Source organism: Calditrichota bacterium (genome assembly GCA_020637445.1).
In the GTDB taxonomy this organism is placed as follows: domain Bacteria; phylum Electryoneota; class RPQS01; order RPQS01; family RPQS01; genus JABWCQ01.
Window position 1 is genome coordinate 145,538 of the sequence record JACJVZ010000001.1, and the last position, 17,306, is coordinate 162,843.

General features: G+C 53.7%; 17 protein-coding genes. 14 read left to right on the plus strand and 3 right to left on the minus strand.

Going from position 1 to position 17,306, the window contains the following annotated elements; genetic code table 11:
- Positions 1-132 precede the first annotated feature (132 nt).
- Entirely contained in the window at positions 133-3,669 is a 3,537-nt protein-coding gene (locus tag H6507_00560; GenBank protein ID MCB9367592.1) for an exo-alpha-sialidase, read from the plus strand.
- Positions 3,670-4,210: 541 nt separating this feature from the next.
- Here the strand turns inward: H6507_00560 and H6507_00565 are convergent.
- From H6507_00565 to H6507_00575, 3 genes are read right to left on the minus strand one after another with little or no spacing between them, the layout of a single operon-like run.
- Complete coding sequence (locus H6507_00565; GenBank protein ID MCB9367593.1) at positions 4,211-5,200, minus strand: hypothetical protein; 990 nt, start codon at positions 5,198-5,200, stop codon at positions 4,211-4,213.
- Between the two features lie 43 nt (positions 5,201-5,243).
- Positions 5,244-6,335 (minus strand): hypothetical protein, encoded by a 1,092-nt coding sequence (locus H6507_00570; protein MCB9367594.1) that lies wholly within the window; start codon positions 6,333-6,335, stop codon positions 5,244-5,246.
- A 42-nt stretch (positions 6,336-6,377) separates the two neighbouring features.
- The gene (locus tag H6507_00575) at positions 6,378-6,590 is read right to left on the minus strand and encodes a hypothetical protein (GenBank protein ID MCB9367595.1); all 213 of its coding nucleotides are present in this window, start codon (positions 6,588-6,590) and stop codon (positions 6,378-6,380) included.
- A 773-nt stretch (positions 6,591-7,363) separates the two neighbouring features.
- Between H6507_00575 and H6507_00580 the strand changes: the two genes are divergently transcribed.
- The 13 genes from H6507_00580 to nuoK are packed head-to-tail and all read left to right on the plus strand — an operon-like array spanning position 7,364 to position 17,304.
- Positions 7,364-7,636 carry a 4Fe-4S binding protein gene (locus H6507_00580; protein ID MCB9367596.1) on the plus strand — a complete coding sequence of 91 codons (273 nt, stop codon included), beginning with the start codon at positions 7,364-7,366 and terminating at the stop codon, positions 7,634-7,636.
- Positions 7,633-8,757, plus strand: a complete 1,125-nt coding sequence (locus H6507_00585) for a 2-oxoacid:acceptor oxidoreductase subunit alpha (protein MCB9367597.1) — start codon at positions 7,633-7,635, stop codon at positions 8,755-8,757. Before H6507_00580 ends, H6507_00585 begins: the two co-directional genes overlap by 4 nt.
- Positions 8,747-9,652: a 2-oxoglutarate ferredoxin oxidoreductase subunit beta gene (locus H6507_00590; GenBank protein MCB9367598.1), complete on the plus strand. Its 906-nt coding sequence runs from the start codon at positions 8,747-8,749 to the stop codon at positions 9,650-9,652. Before H6507_00585 ends, H6507_00590 begins: the two co-directional genes overlap by 11 nt.
- Complete coding sequence (locus H6507_00595) at positions 9,642-10,214, plus strand: 2-oxoacid:acceptor oxidoreductase family protein (GenBank protein ID MCB9367599.1); 573 nt, start codon at positions 9,642-9,644, stop codon at positions 10,212-10,214. Before H6507_00590 ends, H6507_00595 begins: the two co-directional genes overlap by 11 nt.
- A 4-nt stretch (positions 10,215-10,218) precedes the next feature.
- Positions 10,219-11,085 carry a sulfide/dihydroorotate dehydrogenase-like FAD/NAD-binding protein gene (locus tag H6507_00600; protein MCB9367600.1) on the plus strand — a complete coding sequence of 289 codons (867 nt, stop codon included), beginning with the start codon at positions 10,219-10,221 and terminating at the stop codon, positions 11,083-11,085.
- Entirely contained in the window at positions 11,066-12,502 is a 1,437-nt protein-coding gene (gltA, locus tag H6507_00605; GenBank protein MCB9367601.1) for an NADPH-dependent glutamate synthase, read from the plus strand. Before H6507_00600 ends, gltA begins: the two co-directional genes overlap by 20 nt.
- Complete coding sequence (locus H6507_00610) at positions 12,502-12,864, plus strand: NADH-quinone oxidoreductase subunit A (protein ID MCB9367602.1); 363 nt, start codon at positions 12,502-12,504, stop codon at positions 12,862-12,864. Before gltA ends, H6507_00610 begins: the two co-directional genes overlap by 1 nt.
- A gap of 1 nt (position 12,865) precedes the next feature.
- Entirely contained in the window at positions 12,866-13,399 is a 534-nt protein-coding gene (gene nuoB, locus H6507_00615; protein MCB9367603.1) for an NADH-quinone oxidoreductase subunit NuoB, read from the plus strand.
- On the plus strand, positions 13,383-15,038 hold the full coding sequence (locus tag H6507_00620) for an NADH-quinone oxidoreductase subunit D (protein ID MCB9367604.1): 1,656 nt from the start codon (positions 13,383-13,385) through the stop codon (positions 15,036-15,038). The genes nuoB and H6507_00620 overlap by 17 nt, the downstream gene beginning before the upstream one ends.
- Positions 15,035-15,997 (plus strand): NADH-quinone oxidoreductase subunit NuoH, encoded by a 963-nt coding sequence (nuoH, locus tag H6507_00625; protein MCB9367605.1) that lies wholly within the window; start codon positions 15,035-15,037, stop codon positions 15,995-15,997. Before H6507_00620 ends, nuoH begins: the two co-directional genes overlap by 4 nt.
- A complete protein-coding gene (locus H6507_00630) occupies positions 15,997-16,476 on the plus strand; it encodes an NADH-quinone oxidoreductase subunit I (protein MCB9367606.1) in 480 nt (159 codons plus the stop codon). The genes nuoH and H6507_00630 overlap by 1 nt, the downstream gene beginning before the upstream one ends.
- Positions 16,469-16,999, plus strand: coding sequence for an NADH-quinone oxidoreductase subunit J (locus H6507_00635; GenBank protein ID MCB9367607.1), 531 nt, complete (start codon positions 16,469-16,471; stop codon positions 16,997-16,999). The genes H6507_00630 and H6507_00635 overlap by 8 nt, the downstream gene beginning before the upstream one ends.
- The gene (nuoK, locus tag H6507_00640) at positions 16,999-17,304 is read left to right on the plus strand and encodes an NADH-quinone oxidoreductase subunit NuoK (GenBank protein MCB9367608.1); all 306 of its coding nucleotides are present in this window, start codon (positions 16,999-17,001) and stop codon (positions 17,302-17,304) included. The genes H6507_00635 and nuoK overlap by 1 nt, the downstream gene beginning before the upstream one ends.
- The last annotated feature ends 2 nt before the right edge of the window (positions 17,305-17,306 follow it).

The following is a 17,306-nucleotide window of genomic DNA, read 5'->3' on the forward strand; positions in this document are numbered from 1 at the left end:
TGAAATCTTCTTTAGGTGAGTCAAATTGATTGCAAATTCAACAAGCATTTGCGATATTCAGCGAATTGGCTGAATCCGAGACGTGTGTCATTTTGTTTGCCAGTTGGGTCATAACCGTTTAATGGAGTCCGTATGAAAATCTCTGGAAGTTTGGTAAGTCGATCGTCAATGTTGCTTTTGCTTGCTTGTTTGGCGTTGAGTCCATGGTATGCATGGTCACAAACGGCAAAACAAACGAGTACGCAGCAGTTGCGCAAAGAACCACTTGAATCGATGCCGTTTCGAGTTGATTCGCGCGCCGATCAAATAGAAGCAAATAGTACTGAACCCGTTTCAGGAGTCGTACGGTATGCGCCGCCAGAAAACTGGGAACAGATTCGCGAAGAGTGGAATCCGCTCGACTTACTTGTGGGCGCCAACGCGCGCTGCAATCAAGACGCGTTTGGAAGCTGGCAGAATGAAATCTCGATTTCGGGAAGCCCGATTTCGACGAGCTATGCTTTGGCCGGTTCGAACGACTATCGCGGTTCCGATTCCAGAGCCGGGTTTTACCGTACCATTGACGGCGGCGCGACTTGGACCGATGTGTTGCAAGGTATCGGCAATGCGACGTTGGACGCCGCCGGCGACCCTGTTTGCACAATTGACCGTACGGGCAGAATGTACGCGGCCTATATCGCGTTTGACCGCAGCCCTGGCGTCGACAACGGACTTTACGTTCAGCGTTCATTGGACAACGGCTTAACGTGGACGACACCGACGGCGGTGATTCAGCATATCGGCGGCGGCAATCCGGACTTTGAAGACAAGCCCTACGCCTGCGCGGATATCACTCCCGGTTCGCCGTACTTGGGTCGCTATTACATTACGTGGACAAAATTCCGTGCGTCCGGCGGCAATCCTATCTACTTTTCTCGGTCAACGGACGGCGGCGCAACTTTTTCCACGGGTGTCCAGATTTCTTCAGGGACGAATTGTCAGTTCTCGTGTCCGACGGTCGGCCCGAATGGTGAGATCTATGTGACCTGGCAGGAAGGCGGCAACACCGTTAAGTTCAGGAAATCGCTCGACGGTGGCACGACGTGGCAGCCGATCGTGACCGTTGCGACTTACAGCAGCTCGTTCCCGACAAATCCTTGCGGGACTTTCCGACACATCATGTATCCGGTAATTGGCAGCGACATCAGCGGCGGCGCTTACAATGGAAACATCTACATTGCATATGGAGCAAGCGTTTCGAGCAGCCCGGAGATCTACTTCACGCGCTCGACGGACGGCGGCTCCTCGTGGTCAGTGCCCTACCGTTTGAACGACGTGGCGACCGGTTGGCAGTACCATCACTGGATGGCAGTCAATCCGACAAACGGATTGATTGGCGCCGCGTGGCTGGATACGCGAGAAGATGGCAGTTCCTGCCAATATAAGAACTACGGATCGATCTCGAACAACGGCGGCGCGAGCTTCCCGGCTGCAGCTCCTGTTGCGACGGTTGCCTCAAACCCAACGTCTTCCGTCTTCCTCGGGGACTACAACGGCGTTTCCTACCACGGTGACCACTTCTTTGCCGGTTGGACGGACTTGAGAAACGACGCGGGCGATTGTTATGCGGCGACGTTCGCGCCAGACCCTGTTGCACCGGCAAACGATGCTTGTCCGGGCACATTTGTTAGCATACCCTACACAGGCACGGGTTCTACGCAATTTGCGAATCACGAAACAGCGAACTGTTTGGGCAACGTGTCGCCGGACGTGTTCTACTATTTCTTCGCCGATTCCTGTGGAAGCGACATAACAGTATCGCTGTGCGGTTCGGGCTATGACACGGCGTTGGAAATTCTGGGCGGTTGCGGCGGAACTTCGCTCTTCTGTAATGACGATTTCTGCAGTCTCCAAAGCAGCATTACGTTTACGCCGACTGCGAACACATATTACACTGTGCGGGTATTTGGATTCACGACGCACTCCGGTGACTACACGATCAATATCACGCAAGCCGGAACGCCGCCCGCCAACGATAATTGCAGCGGCGCCACGGCGATCACAGCGCTGCCGTATTCGGATACGGGCAGCACATGTTTCGCGGCAAACGACTACGACTATTGTTTCATGAACCAGTCGCCGGAAGTTGTTTATACGCTTACCTTGACGGATTGCGAGGATGTTACGGTGTCGCTGTGCGGATCGTTCTACGACACTCGTTTGACGGTTCGTACCGGCGGAGCTTGCCCGGGAACGGATGAAATTGCCTGCAACGACGATTTCTGCGGGCTGCAGAGCCAGGTTACGTTCTCGGCCACGCAAGGTGTGGTCTATTACATCATCGTCGGTGGATTCAGCACGCATCGCGGAGCCTATACGTTGAACATCACCGGAACGTCGCTTGCTCCGGCAAACGATGTTTGCTCCGGCGCGTATGTGATCAATTCATTGCCCTATACTGATACGGGCAGCACGCTTTGTGCGAATGCGGACTATTCGTATTTTGGCTGCTATTCCGATGATTTCATGTCCCGCGACGTTGTCTACCGCTTGAACGTCCCCACTTGCCAAACAGTGCAAGTCAGTACATGTGACCCGGGGACGAATTACGACACGCGTATTCAGGTGATGGCTGGCGGCGCCTGCCCCGGCAACACACTGGTTGCCTGCAACGATGACTTCTGCGGTCTTCAGAGTGAATTGTCGTTCGGCGCCTTGGCCAACACGGACTACTACATCTTGATCCGCGGCTATCGTGATTACTCGTATGGCGATTACATCATGACCGTGACCAGCCTCGGAAGTTACACGTCGGCCAATGACGTTTGCCCGGGCACGAGCATCACGGCGATTCCTTATACCACGTTCGGAAATACGAGCTGCTCGAATGACGACTATGCGAACGGCGATTGCTACTTCTCTGAAAGCTCGCCGGAAGACGTGTTCAACCTAACTCTCGGTACGACGCAGTACGTGACGGTGTCGCTGTGCGGATCGGGCTATGACACGGGATTGAAAGTCCGCCGCGGTGGAGCCTGTCCGGGTGACGTCATGGTTGTTTGCGATGACGATGCGGCTTGCGGCGGCTCGAATTCGCTGCTTAGCACCGTTGAATTCACAGCCAATGCTGGAGTGACCTACTTCATTCAGGTTAGTGGTTTTACGTCAAACTCCGGTCCGTACACGTTCCATGTCGAACCCAGTATCGGTGATCCCGTGGATTCGCTCGTAATCAAGTCCGTCGGAAATACGGTTCAACTGTGGTGGGACGGTTCGCCCAGCGCGTATTACTACTATATCCATCGCTCGGCGTCGCAGAACGACTTGTTCTCGTGGACAACCCTTGTCGATGCCACACTAAGTCCGACCACGACATGGACAGATCCGGCGACATTGTCTGATCAACTGTATTACGGCGTCACGGCAGTTCCGGACTACATGATTCCGGCACTATTGGCCGCTGGTCTTGGCGAACGTCCGATTCAGGAAGTGCTTCGCGATGCGAACGCGCAATTGAAGATCACGGCAGAGCCTGTTGAGGCTGTCGAGTACTATTCTGGACCGATTTCGGACAGCCCCGAGCTTGCCGAACCGGACAAGATTGCAACGAAGTTCGTGCCGACGCACATTTTCGGTGCGGGTGTCTCTATCGAGCATCCGGTCGAAGGGAAGGACTATTCGGCACAATAGTTCTTTAAGAAGAGATCGAATAGAGAAGCGGGCCCAGAATACTCTGGGCCCGCTTTGAATTTGCGATACGTGTTTTTTGTGTTTGGTGCTCGATTAGGCAACTACCTGAATCTCGATTATGAGAGGCGACGGTAGTTCGACCGCAATTGTTGCTTGTCTCTTCGGGTCAAGCAAGTGATTTGAAATGCCAAATCAGACGCAGGTTATCCCTTGATGCTGCCTAGTTCGAGGATCCGCAAGGCAAATTGTTATTGAGAAACTGCACCTCTTGTTTAGGTCAGGGAAAATCAAATGTCTCATAAGAAATATCGTCACGGAAAACCCGAAAGTCAAGTGACTTTGCTACATTGCGTGAGTGTAAGAGTGTTATAAGAAGTTTAATACTCATGTAAAACGAATGGGCTTGCGTAAGTGCAAGCCCATTCGTCTCATGGTAGTTGGTCGCGGCGGGCGCAGGCGAGGAGTCCTTCGCCCGCCGCATTGTGTCCCATCCTGAAATTGTCTCGATACGATCCTCCTTCAGGTGTTGATAGGGATCAACTTAATTCGTGTAAACTACCGGATAGTCGGTTGTCGGAGCGTGATACTTGGTGGAACCCAGAATGTCGTCGCGATCAGTCACGGAGTTCATGCCGTACAACATTGACCATGCATCATAGCCGAGCATTCTCAAGTACGTGCAAACCTGGGCGGAAGTCTGACCGGTGTAGCAATAGACTACGATCTGCTTGTTGGGCGGCAAGTACTTCAGGTTTTCTTCAAAGCCCAACGAACCCGGTTCGAAGCGGTAGGATCCGGGAATATGGCCGAGGTTGTAGGGAGCTTCCGTCCAGTAGCAGAGCAGGAAAACGTCGTTGTCGGCGTTGCCGTCATTGATGTTGGCATAAACGTCGTTCGCGGAGATGTATTTCAAGCCAGCGTCAAACTGGGCGTTGCACGATTCGGTGATGCTGCCTTCAACGTCCGATGCGCTGAGTGTAAGCGTCGGGTAATCATACTCAGTGACGAGCGGATGGTTGTCGGTCTCGAGAGTCTGCATATTCGGAGTCAGGCTGCCCCACTTGTTCAGGTTGACATCGGTGTCTGCCGTCCAGCCGCACATTCCGAATTTCAAATTGTAGGCATCATAGCCCTTCATGCGCAGGAAGGAAGTTGCCCAGCTTGCCGTTTGGCCGGTGTAGCAAACGCAAACGACTTTCGCGCCTGCCGGAATCTGACTCAGATTGTCAGGCAGATTGCCGATCGTCCAGTTGTGCGCGTTTTCGATATGGCCGCATGTGTCGTAGTGCGCGGAGCTGCGGAAGTCAATGATGAACAGTGGAACGCTGTTGGTTATGTCTGCGAACAGAGCTTCCGCCGTGATGTTCTTTGTTCCGCCGGTCAAATAGTCATCGCCGACGTCCGACATTTGGTTTTGCATGGTCGGGCCGGACGGTCCCGTCGGGTTATTGTCGTCCTTGGAACAACCGATGAACATGGCCAAGCTGCCAATTACTAAAGCCAGAGTCAGGTAATGAAAGATGCGTTTCATGATTTTGTTACCTCAAGAGATAAGGGTATGTGAGTAAATTATATCAGTTATTCGATCCCCACGGAGGCGGAAGATCGGGAAGAATAAGGTGCTGGTTGGCCTGCCGCTCATTTTCCGAAGATAAGTTGTCAAGATCGACCTGCCGCAAGAACCAGCCGTCAATCGAGTTCGGTGTGTTGTGGCAAGCTGTGCCGCACGACTGTCCGCTGTCGACTTCCGTGCGAGTCGTCCAGCGCAGGATGTTGTGCGGCGTGGCATATTTGAACGTCGGAAGAGAAGAGTAGTTCGTCGCGGTCGCTCCCCAAGAGTTAAATGTCTCTTCAGAAACCGGGACGTGCCTCAACACGACGATGTCATTCGGGCGGTCGTTGGGAAGCGGATTGCGTCCGATCTTGAACTGCATCCAGCTCGGTTCCTGAATGCCGTCGCCCGCGTGGCAATTGTTGCAGTTCTTGTAGTCTTGCGAGTGGCACACTTGACAGGCGAAGTTCGCGCCGTGAGTCGCGTGGTATTCGTTCTCTTCACCGATATCGTGACAATCGCGGCAAGACGCGCCGTTACGAACTTGGAATCTGTAGTCATATGCGGTGCCGTCCCCGTGCATTTCGCCGGCGTCGTGGCAAGAAGTACATTTCATCGCGTTCGGTACGTAGTGAACGTCCGCGCGATAGCCCTCATTTGTGCCCAAGAACTCGTCACCGACACGGCTGCCGTGACAAGCCGTGCATTGGTTGTTCATGTCAGGAGATTTGCGGATCAAGTGGCTCTGAATGAAGCCGCCGCCGACGGATTTCGGACGACTGATGTGACATTCACCGCACGACGCATGGCACTTGTTGCATTGTTGCTCAAATTTCATGCGGTAGTTGCTGTTGCCGTCGATCGTTTGCCCGGTGCGTGCTTCAAACATCGTGTGATAGCCCTTCATCGTCGAATGCAGACTCGACGTTCTGAAGTTGTGGGCGATAGCGTCGTGGCAACGTGCACACGTATTGTCGAGACCTTCCGAGGGATCCGCCACCATACCGGCGTGCGCCGCATCTTTGGAGAGAATTCCATCCTGCCCGCCGTGGCAGTAAATACAGTCGAACGCGTGCGGACTTTGCAAGTACATGTCAAGCCCCGTGCCTGCCATCAAAACTTTTTGCCATCCCTCCAACGGAGGGACAGAGCCGCCTCAGCCTTCGCCCGATTCTTCGGGCTCAGTGGTTGTGTCGGGCAGCATAGTCGCGATCAACATTTCCTGGTCGGTGTGGCAGCCGATGCAATCCGATTGTCTGAGCTCGGATGCAGTTGGTGACGAGTCGTCGTCGTCATTTGAACATCCTGCGCTGAACATCAGCACGGAAACTGACATGGCGAGGAGAATGAATAGCAGCTTTTTGTTCATGAGTATGTATGGATTAACTTTTGAATACTCTCGTAGCTGTTACAAAGCGAAACGAGGGTTCTAAGTTATTATAGCCGATCAAAATTCAAGTATAGAAGAAACAGAGCAAATCAAGTGCGAGAGTAAAAAACCCGCAACGACTTTAGTCTCGCTGCGGGATTCTCTGTACGATTGGCCAGTTGGCCCAAGATGTAATTTGCTCGCCTGCGCGACACTCCTCGGTGCACGCAGGCAGCAGATACTCGATAATCATCATATGGATTGGACACTTGTTTTCACATAGGTCACGAAATCGGCGCGAGCGGAAAGGGACAGAATGTGAAAAACTTCACATTTATTATCGTCACGTTTTGGTCAAAAGTCAAGTGATAAACGCACAGAGCCGGACAATAAACGTCATTTAGGAGGAAAAAGGCACTTAAATGGGATTATTTTAATCAACTTATGGATCACGGAAAGGGAGTCTGACTATCGTGCTGAAAAGGTGCGATAAGGAGGAATAGAAAGCACACTTTTTTGTGTCATGCCTCGCCAATTTTGGAATATGCCAGCATTCGTCATGTTCTAAAGCCAACCGCACTCGATACTTTTTAATGACGTTGCAATGCACAGATAGACTGTAACTTTGCTACAGTTCGGTTGCAACTCCTAAGGCTCATTGGTACATTTACAACATTCTAAACTTAGCGCAGTCACACCCAGTAATCGATTAGCGAAAAGAGTGACCCCGGAAAAGTTGACTGCGGGGGTCTGATACTGTTTAAGGAGACGATATGAGCCTTGTGGAGAGCACCTCCGCGAATGGGCTGTTTAAGCTGGCCGTGCGTGAAACATGGTGCAAGGGGTGCCGCATCTGCGTTGAGCTATGTCCCACCAAGACTTTGGTCATGGTGGAATCGCCTGATCGATGGGAAGGCTCGGTTGTGAAGGTAGAGAACATTGAAGCGTGCAACGGCTGTGGTATTTGCGAAGCGGAATGTCCCGACTTCGCAATTTCTGTTTTTGTTGAGGGCAAAGGCAAGCCCGCGAAGGGAGAATCGGCTTGAACAGCAATCGAGTGTTTTGGGCAGGTAACGAGACAGTTGCCGAAGCCGCCGTTCGCGCGGGATGCAATTTCTATGCGGGCTATCCGATCACGCCGTCGTCGGAGATTGCGGCCATATTGTCGCTGAGATTGCCTCAGACCGGCGGCGTCTTTCTGCAAATGGAAGACGAAATCGCCGCGATGGGCGCGGTCGTGGGAGCGTCGCTGGGCGGAGCGAAATCTTTGACGGCCACTTCCGGCCCGGGATTTTCGCTGAAGCAAGAAAACATCGGCTACGCAATCATGTCGGAGACTCCGTGCGTCATCATCGACGTGCAGCGCGGCGGTCCGTCGACGGGCGCGCCAACGGCTCCGGCTCAATCGGATATTATGCAGGCCCGATGGGGAACGCACGGCGACCATTCGATCATCGCGCTGACGCCCGGCTATCCGCAGGAAGTCTATCGCGAAACTGTACGCGCATTTCATTTGGCGGAGAAATTCAGGACTCCGGTTATGGTTTTGATCGACGAGGTCATCGCCCACACGACCGAGAGTTTTGATATTCCGACGGAAGAAGAGTTGGATCCGATTCATCCGCGGAGCTGGTATCAAGAGCAGTTCCAGAAGAACAGCTTTCGCCCGTTTTATGATTTTTATCAGGGCAAGCATATTCACATCACGGGTCTTTCTCATACAGAGAAAGGGTTGCCGACGACGACTCCGGCAATTATTCAGCAAGGGATTGAACATCTCGTGAATAAGATTGATCTGAATCAACCTGAGATGGAACGCAACGAAACCTACATGCTGGACGATGCGGATATTGCGTTGATTTCGTGGGGTTCTCCGGGGCGCGCCTCTAAGGTGGCGGTGGATATGGCCCGGGCCGAAGGCATTAAGGTGGGCCTGCTGCGAATCATCACTTTCTGGCCGTTCCCGAAAAACACGATTCGCGAGTTGGTAGATAACGTCAAGGCTGTGATTGTACCCGAAATGAACTTAGGAATGCTGAGACTCGAAGTAGAGCGCGCAGCCATGCGGCGCGACGTTCAGTTAACAGGTGTTAACAATGTCGGCGGCGTTCCCATTGAACCGCAACATATAATGGACAAGATTCTGGAGGTGCATCGTGGCCTTTGATTATGCGTCGTGGCTCAGGCCCGAACTTATGCCGCACATTTGGTGCCCGGGTTGCGGCATTGGCATTGTGCTGAAGTCCGTGATTCGATCCATGGACAGCATGGGCTGGAATCAGGACACCGTCGGTTTTGTTTCCGGTATCGGTTGCACTTCCCGCGCACCGGGTTATGTAGACATGAATACGCTGCATACGACGCACGGCCGCGCGCTGACGTTTGCCACGGGTCTTAAGATGGCCGCTCCGGACAAGAACGTCGTCGTGATGGCGGGTGACGGCGACTCGGCGGCGATTGGCGGCAATCACTTGATTCATAGCTGCCGCCGCAATATCGACATCACGATGGTCATCGTGAACAACGAGATTTACGGCATGACAGGCGGACAGTTTTCTCCTACGACGCCGACCGGCGACCGGGCAGCGACCGCACCGTACGGGAATATCGATCCTGGTTTCGATTTGTGCAAGCTCGCGATTGCCGCAGGAGCGACCTATGTGGCGCGCGGTCACGTGGCCAATGCCATCTTCCTTGAAAAGCTGATAAAGGGCGGCATGGCGCACAAAGGTTTCTCCGTGATCGAGATCATGTCGAACTGCCATACGCAGTACGGCCGCCGAAACAAGCATCCTGATCCGGCAGAGCTTGTCGAACACATAGCTTCGTCAGCGGTCACGCTGAGGAATTGGGAAAAGATGGAAGACGAAGAGAAGATCGGGAAGTTTCCGATCGGCGTGCTCCACAAGGACGACACTCGTCCAGAGTACAGCGAGAACTACTACAAGCTGCAAGCGCACGCGCAAGAGCGGGTTCGCGACGCGGCGCGCAAGATTGCCGAAGCGGAGGCGCTGAAACCGAAGCGCGAACCGCAGGGAGGAGCGAGTCCCTTTGAGGTCTGAAATTAGATTCGCCGGAGTCGGCGGCCAAGGAAATATTCTCGCGGGAGAATGGGTCGCGCTTGCGGCGCACAACATGGGATTGAACGCGCTCCAGAGTCCGACGTACACAGCTCAGGTCCGCGGCGGCCCGACCAGTGTGGACGTGTTGATTGACAAAGATCCGATCGGCTATCCGCGTTTGACGAGCATCGACTTCTTTCTCTGCTTGGCACAAGGCGCGTGGAACCTCTTTTCGAAGCAGTTGAAGGACGATGCCGCAGTGGTCATTGATCCCAACTTGGTGACCAATGTCGGCAAGGGACCGCAAATGGTCTATTCAATTCCGATCATTCAGGTCACGAAGCAGACGGTTGAAAAGCCGGTCTATACGAGCGCCGTTTCGCTCGGAATCTTCTGCAAACTTCATTCGATCATCCCCGTGGATGAAATGATCAAGACAATAGAACAGAATGCTCCGACGGGAACCGTTGAGAAGAATCTTCTCGCATTCCGTACGGGCTATGACATCATTGACAAAGTGGAACCTGTGCCGCGCGACAAAATCGCAGCGGTGACCGCATAGTAAAATGAGCTACTTAATTTACTCGTATCGCAAACTCGCGGACAAGATTCATGAATATTGGGTCGAAGCTCCGCGAATCGCCGCCAAACATTTTGCAGGACAGTTTGTGATTCTGCGTTTGAATGAGCACGGCGAGAGAATTCCGCTAACCGTCGTGGAAACGAACAAAAAGAACGGCCAAATCAGATTGATCGTTCAGGAAGCAGGAAAGACGACCGAAGACTTCGCGCATTTGAAGGCGGGAGACTTCATTTTGGACGTGGTCGGACCGCTCGGGCAAGCCACGCACATTCAGAACTGGGGCAACCTCGTAGTGATCGGCGGCGGAGTCGGTTCAGCTCCGTTGCTGCCGATTGCCAAAGCGGCGAAAGCCGGAGGCAACAAGGTCCACGCGATCTTAGGTGCGCGCTCGAAGGAACTGTTGCTTTTGACAGACGAATTTGAAGCGGTCTGCGACGAAACCCGGATCTGCACTGATGACGGCACGTTCGGCACGAAGGGATTTGTCACGAATTTATTGGACTCATGGGGCCAAGAGGGAGTCAAGTTCGATTTCGGCATCGCCGTCGGTCCGGTACAGATGATGAAAGCGGCCGAAAAGACTATGAGCCAATGGAATATTCCGGGAATGGCATCGCTGAATCCGATTATGGTTGACGGCACAGGTATGTGCGGAGCTTGCCGCGTCACGGTACACGGCAAAACCCGCTTTGCCTGCGTCGAAGGCCCGGAATTTGATATTCACGGCGTCGATTTTAATGAGCTTATTTTGCGCAATCGTTCGTACACACATGAAGAGCACGAAGCTGTCGAGCATGCTCATCAGTGTCAACTTAATGAGATGATTCACCATGCCAGAACAGAAGCGTAATCTGAAGGTGCATCCTCCGCGCGTCCCTATGCCGGAACGCGATCCGGAGGAGCGCGTCAAGGGATTTCAAGAAGTCCCGCTGGGCTACACGGAAGAGCAGGCAATCGCGGAAGCCAGCCGCTGTCTCGATTGCAAGAATCCCAAGTGCGTCACGGGTTGTCCGGTCAATATTAATATTCCCAAGTTTCTGCGCGAACTGCGCGACGGCCGCATTCAAGATGCCGCCGATACGCTGCGTGCCACGAATTCGCTGCCAGCTGTCTGCGGACGAGTTTGCCCTCAGGAAGAGCAGTGCGAGTCGCTTTGCATTGAAGGTATCAAGCATGATCCGGTCGCTGTAGGCAATCTTGAGAAATTCGTCGCCGATTGGGAGCGGATGCACAAGAAGGTGACGACGCAGACGGTCGTTGAGCCGACAGGACGTAAGGTGGCAATCGCCGGCGCAGGACCTGCGGGTCTTACAGTCGCGGGTGACTTGGCAAAGTTGGGTCATGACGTGACGATCTTCGAAGCGCTGCACCGTCCGGCCGGTGTGCTGGCCTACGGAATCCCCGAATTCCGTCTGCCGCGCGAAATCGTGAAGTCCGAGATTGAATATATCGAACGCCTCGGTGTGAAGTTCATCTACAATGTGATCATCGGTGTGACGATTACGTTAAATGAACTTTTTGAAGAAGGCTACGACACCGTCTTTATCGGAACGGGTGCGGGACTTCCCAAAATGTTGAATGTCCCCGGCGAAAATCTCGTTGGCGTATTCAGTTCAAATGAGTTCTTGACGCGGATCAACTTGTTGGGCGCTGACCGGTTCCCGGATTTTGACACACCGGTCTTGCATGCCAAGCACACGGTCGTCGTCGGCGGTGGCAACACCGCGATGGACTCGGCGCGTGTGGCCAAGAGATTGAACCAAGCCAAGGTTTCGTTGGTCTACCGCCGTTCTGAAGAAGAACTTCCGGCCCGCAAGGAAGAAGTACATCACGCCAAGGCCGAAGGTATCGAGATGAACCTGCTCTGCAATCCGGTTGAAGTCTTGGGCGACAAAGAAGGCCGCGTAACGGGCATTCGCTGTATTCGCATGCAGCTTGGCGAACCGGATGCATCGGGACGCAGAAAACCCGTCGAAATTCCGGGCAGTGAGTTTGAGATGGAATGCGACGCCGTGATCGTGGCGGTCGGCAACTCTCCGAATCCGATCATTACCAAATCGACTCCCGACCTTGAAGCCACCAAGTGGGGAACCATCAAAGTGGACGAAGCCACGAACGCGACGAGCAAGCCGGGCGTCTATGCCGGCGGCGACATCGTAAGCGGCGCGGCCACGGTCATTCTGGCCATGGGCGCGGGCCGTAAAGCCGCGGCGGCCATGCACGAATACATGATGAATCTTCCTCCTAAGAAAGCGCAAGCAAGTTAATGCAAGCACTTTACGACATAATACCATTTTCGATGGGTATCGGCACCCTTGCGTTCGGCGCATTTTTGGTGCTGTTGCCCTATTTGATTTCGCCTCGCAGCAAAGGCCGCTTCCGCAGCGAAACATACGAGAGCGGCGAGCCGATTATCGGCGAAGCATGGGTACAGGTTCGGGCGCACTACTATATCTACGCGTTGGTCTTCATGGCGTTCGACGTGGAAACTGCTTTCATCGTCCCTTGTGTCGCGATATTGCGTTCATGGGATAGCTGGCTGCCGGTGATAGAAGTGGGCGTATTCCTGATCATTTTGAGCCTTTCTTTGGTGTACGCGCTGAAGAAGAAAGTACTGGAGTGGGAGTAGGATGAGCGAAGAACTGAAAAACGTGAACGAAGACGGTCAAGAAGATATTGACGAGTCGCAAATTCCGCCGATAGTGCGGTTTGTGCCGCTGCAGAAGGCACTCGATCTGGCGCGTGCCAATTCTCTTTGGCCCCTCACCTTCGGTATCGCCTGCTGCGCGATTGAAATGATGGCTGCTTCGGCCAGTCGTTATGACACTGACCGATTCGGTGCGGGCGTCTTCCGTAATTCACCGCGACAGGCGGATTTGATGATTGTGGCGGGCACGGTGAATTTGAAAATGGCGCCGATTATTAAAAGACTATATGATCAAATGCCCTCTCCGAAGTGGGTGATTGCGCTGGGTGCATGCGCCATTTGCGGAGGACCGTTTGACCAAGACGAAAATTATGCAGTTGTGCAGGGCGTGGAGAAAGTCGTACCTGTTGACGTGTTCGTTCCGGGCTGTCCTCCTCGGCCGGAAGCGTTGATTCACGCAATCCTTGAACTGCAAGAACGTATTAAGTCAGGAAACACGAATGCCGCTCGAGCCTGAACCTGCCGAACCCGTCGCGCAACAACCGGCGCAGCATGTCGAACTAATGAATCGATTGCGCACCGCCGGAGCTTCCGAAGTAAATAGTCTGGACTACCCGAAAACGGGAATGGATGTGGATGCACTCGTAACGCCGCAAAGTCTCGGCGCGGTCGCGAGTGCCCTAAAGCAAGAGCACTTCGCTCTGGATTCGTTGGTCGGAATCGACCGCAATCCGGGGTTTGAAGTGCTTTATCTGTTTAAGCCGTTTACGGACGGTCCGCGAGTCAGACTGCGCGCGAAAGCGGAAGCCGAGAAACCGGAATTGCCGACCCTGTCAAAAGTTTATGCGGGCGCAGACTGGTACGAACGTGAAATACACGACATGTTCGGCGTGAAATTCACGGATCATCCGCACCTCCGTCCGCTCCTGCTTCCGCACTTCACGAATTTCTACCCGCTGCGCAAGGAATTCCACGGCGCGCCGATTGTCATACCGGATGATACGGTTGAAATTCCGGAAATCGACGTTCAGGAAGCGATGAAGGTTGGCCAATCCGAAGGACGCCGCCGCGATTTCTTTTTGAATATGGGACCGCAGCATCCGTCCACGCACGGTGTGCTGCGCATTCTCTTGCATGTCGAAGGCGAAAAAGTACTGGGCGGCCGCTGCCATTTAGGTTACAGTCACCGGGGATCTGAGAAGCTCGCGGAGAAGAAACAATACGTCCAGATTCTTCCTTACACGGACAGAATGGACTACCTCGCGCCGCTCAATTACAATTTGGGTTATGCCAAACTGCTTGAGCGCGCCGCGGGCATTGAATCCACTCCGCGCGCGGAAGTCTTGCGGCTGATCATGGCCGAGCTGGGCCGCGTTGCCAGCCATCTCGTATGGTTGGGAACTTACTTGCTTGACTTGGGCGCGATCACTCCGTTTCTCTATTGCTTTGAGGACCGCGAACGGATTCTGACCATTTTCGAACGCGCTACCGGGCAGCGGATGACGACGTCTTATATTGTCTATGGCGGCGTGCGCAATGATGTTTACAGCGAATTTTCGTCGGAGATTGCAAATCTGATTAAGGACCTGCGCAAGCGCATGCCGGAATACGACGATCTTGTGATGTCAAACGAAATCTTTCTGCAGCGGACGGACGGCGTGGGAACAATTTCACGTGAACAGGCGATTGAGTTTGGAGTCAGCGGTCCCGTGCTTCGCGGAAGCGGAGTGGACTACGATGCGCGCCGCGACGAACCCTACTGCGACCTCTATCAAGAGTTCGAATGGAAAGTCGCTACCGATCCGAGCGGAGATTGCTTGGGCAGATCGCGCGTGCGTATGGCTGAACTCGTGCAGAGCTTTAATCTGATTGAACAAGGTTTGGCGAAGCTCGAAGACGGTCCTGTTCGTTCGAAGGTTCCGCGCATTTTCAAAGTTCCCGAAGGAGAATATTTCTCAGCGACGGAAGGCCCGCGCGGCATGCTGGGTTGGTATTTGGTAGGAGACGGGTCGGCGAATCCTTATCGCTTGAAGGTTCGCGTGCCGTCATTCGCAAATTTGCAGGTTGTCGAAGAACTGATCAAAGGGATGCGCGTCGCGGACGTCGTGTCCATTCTCGGCAGTCTGGATGTAGTCATTCCGGAGATTGACCGGTGAGCATATTTGACATTCTATTTCGTTTGCTCTTGGCATTCGGCGCGGTCATCACTTTCGTCACGATCAACGCACTCTTTTTGGTGTGGCTCGAGCGCAAAGTGTCGGCCGTGATTCAAAACCGAATGGGACCGACCGAAGTCGGGCCGTTCGGACTGTTGCAAACGCTTGCCGACGCGTTGAAGCTGCTCGGCAAGGAGATGATCACGCCTAAATCAGTTGACCAATATGTGTTCCTGATAGCGCCGATCATCGCGTTTCTTCCCGCGCCGCTGTTGGTTGCGGCAATTCCGATCGCGGAAGGTATCGGCGTAACCGATTTGAATGTCGGCGCGCTTTATCTGCTCGCGATCTCGAACATTGCGCTGCTGGGAATTTTGATGGCGGGTTGGTCGTCCAACAACAAGTACTCGCTGCTCGGCGCGATCCGTGCGGTGGCTCAGAATATCAGCTACGAGATTCCGATGCTGCTGGCCGTGCTGACCGTGATCTTGATGGCAGGTTCGCTGAAACTTTCCGACATCGTAGCCGCGCAGGATCCGATTCCGTTCGTGCTTCTGCAGCCGATTGCCTTCCTGATCTACTTCATATGCAGTATCGCGGAATCGAATCGTACTCCGTTTGACTTGCCTGAAGCGGAGTCAGAACTGGTCGCGGGCTATCACACTGAATTTACGGGTATGCGTTTCGCGCTGTTCTTCCTCGCAGAATATACCCAAGTCTTCGTTCTGTCCGCGATCGTGACGCTGTTTTTCTTGGGTGGATGGAACGGACCGTTGCTGCACGGCGCGGTTTGGTTCATGCTCAAAACTTACGTCGTCATTTTCGTGGTGATGTGGCTGCGTTGGACTTATCCGCGCCTTCGCTCTGATCAATTGATGAATTTCAACTGGCGCGTCTTGTTGCCGCTGGCGATCTTGAACCTGCTTGTTTCAACGGTCGTCTACAGGGGGGGATGGTAATGGCTAAACGTGGTTTCTGGACCGGTTTCGGCAGCCTCTTGACGGGCCTTGGCGTCACGTTCAAGAGCATGTTCCGCAAAAAAGTGACGATCAAGTATCCGCACGAGCCCGTGCCGGTTTCGCCGATCTACCGCGGTCCGGTGCACTTGATCGCGGAAGACATCGGCTCCGAACATAAGTGCATTGGTTGTCTCGCGTGCCAGCGGATTTGCCCGACGCATGCAATTCCAGTGTTGACCGTTGCAAAGAACGAGCAGAACAAGAATTATCCGGTTGAATTTGTGATCGACGACGCGCTTTGCTGTTTCTGCGGTTTGTGCGTCGAAGCGTGTCCGACCGCCGCGCTTGAGCATACGCAAATCGGAGACATGGCGTCGCCGGTTCAAGCACTGCTCCGCCGGGAAATTTTGCAGGACGGCAACGTCACCAGCGAGAACTTCCCGACGCGCAAAGGCAAGAAGGAGTCCAAACGTGACTGAGTTTCTCTTTATTGCAGGCGCGGCGCTCGCGTTGATGGGCGGATTGATAGCCGTGATCGCGCGCAACCTTTTTCATGCGTCGCTCGGTTTGGCGATGACTTTGACCGGTACGGCGGGATTGTTCATACCGCTCGGCGGCGAGTTGATTTCCGTCGTCCAAATTCTGGTTTATCTTGGCGCAGTAGCTGTGGCGATCATTTTCATTTTGATGCTCTCTCCGCCGTTTTACCTCAAGCGTCCGCATCGTAATCCCGCCAAACTTGCCGTCGCCGCGTTGATCGGTGTCGTCTTCTCGATCCCCCTGCTGCGCGCCGTGTTTTCGATCGGGTCACGAGTTTCGACCACTCACGTGACACCGACGGTACAGGAAATCGGCAAGACACTTTTGACTGAATTCGTATTCCCATTTGAAATCATATCCGTGCTGCTGACCGTCGCAATCATCGGCGCTATCGTGCTTGCGCGCGATTTACCTGAAGACGACAAACCGCACACCGCAACTTCACAGGGGGAAACCAAGTAATGCCCCTTTCCGCATATCTGGTACTTTCCGTAATTTTGTTTTTGCTCGGAGCGTTCGGAATGATGGAACGGCGAAACCTCGTCGGTCTGTTGATTTCGGTCGAGCTGATGTTGAATGCGGCGAGCATCAATTTCATGGCGTTCAACCACTTTCTCTATCCCGGGACAGTAACAGGCCAAATCATGACATTGTTCGTCATCGGCTTGGCCGCGGCGGAAGCCACACTGTTTCTGGCGATCGTTTTCGCGGTTTACCGCCATTACCGTTCGATCAATGTCGAAAATGTCGATCATTTGCGTGGGTGACA

What these genes read in the sequence shown, in the direction of transcription:
- gltA (MCB9367601.1), top strand. Translation starts at nt 11,066, where the DNA reads ATGCCAGAACAGAAGCGTAATCTGAAGGTGCATCCTCCGCGCGTCCCT.
- H6507_00600 (MCB9367600.1), top strand. Translation starts at nt 10,219, where the DNA reads ATGAGCTACTTAATTTACTCGTATCGCAAACTCGCGGACAAGATTCAT.
- H6507_00570 (MCB9367594.1), bottom strand. Translation starts at nt 6,335, where the DNA reads ATGGCAGGCACGGGGCTTGACATGTACTTGCAAAGTCCGCACGCGTTC.
- H6507_00610 (MCB9367602.1), top strand. Translation starts at nt 12,502, where the DNA reads ATGCAAGCACTTTACGACATAATACCATTTTCGATGGGTATCGGCACC.
- H6507_00620 (MCB9367604.1), top strand. Translation starts at nt 13,383, where the DNA reads ATGCCGCTCGAGCCTGAACCTGCCGAACCCGTCGCGCAACAACCGGCG.
- nuoK (MCB9367608.1), top strand. Translation starts at nt 16,999, where the DNA reads ATGCCCCTTTCCGCATATCTGGTACTTTCCGTAATTTTGTTTTTGCTC.
- H6507_00575 (MCB9367595.1), bottom strand. Translation starts at nt 6,590, where the DNA reads ATGAACAAAAAGCTGCTATTCATTCTCCTCGCCATGTCAGTTTCCGTG.
- H6507_00560 (MCB9367592.1), top strand. Translation starts at nt 133, where the DNA reads ATGAAAATCTCTGGAAGTTTGGTAAGTCGATCGTCAATGTTGCTTTTG.
- H6507_00630 (MCB9367606.1), top strand. Translation starts at nt 15,997, where the DNA reads ATGGCTAAACGTGGTTTCTGGACCGGTTTCGGCAGCCTCTTGACGGGC.
- H6507_00580 (MCB9367596.1), top strand. Translation starts at nt 7,364, where the DNA reads ATGAGCCTTGTGGAGAGCACCTCCGCGAATGGGCTGTTTAAGCTGGCC.
- H6507_00565 (MCB9367593.1), bottom strand. Translation starts at nt 5,200, where the DNA reads ATGAAACGCATCTTTCATTACCTGACTCTGGCTTTAGTAATTGGCAGC.
- nuoB (MCB9367603.1), top strand. Translation starts at nt 12,866, where the DNA reads ATGAGCGAAGAACTGAAAAACGTGAACGAAGACGGTCAAGAAGATATT.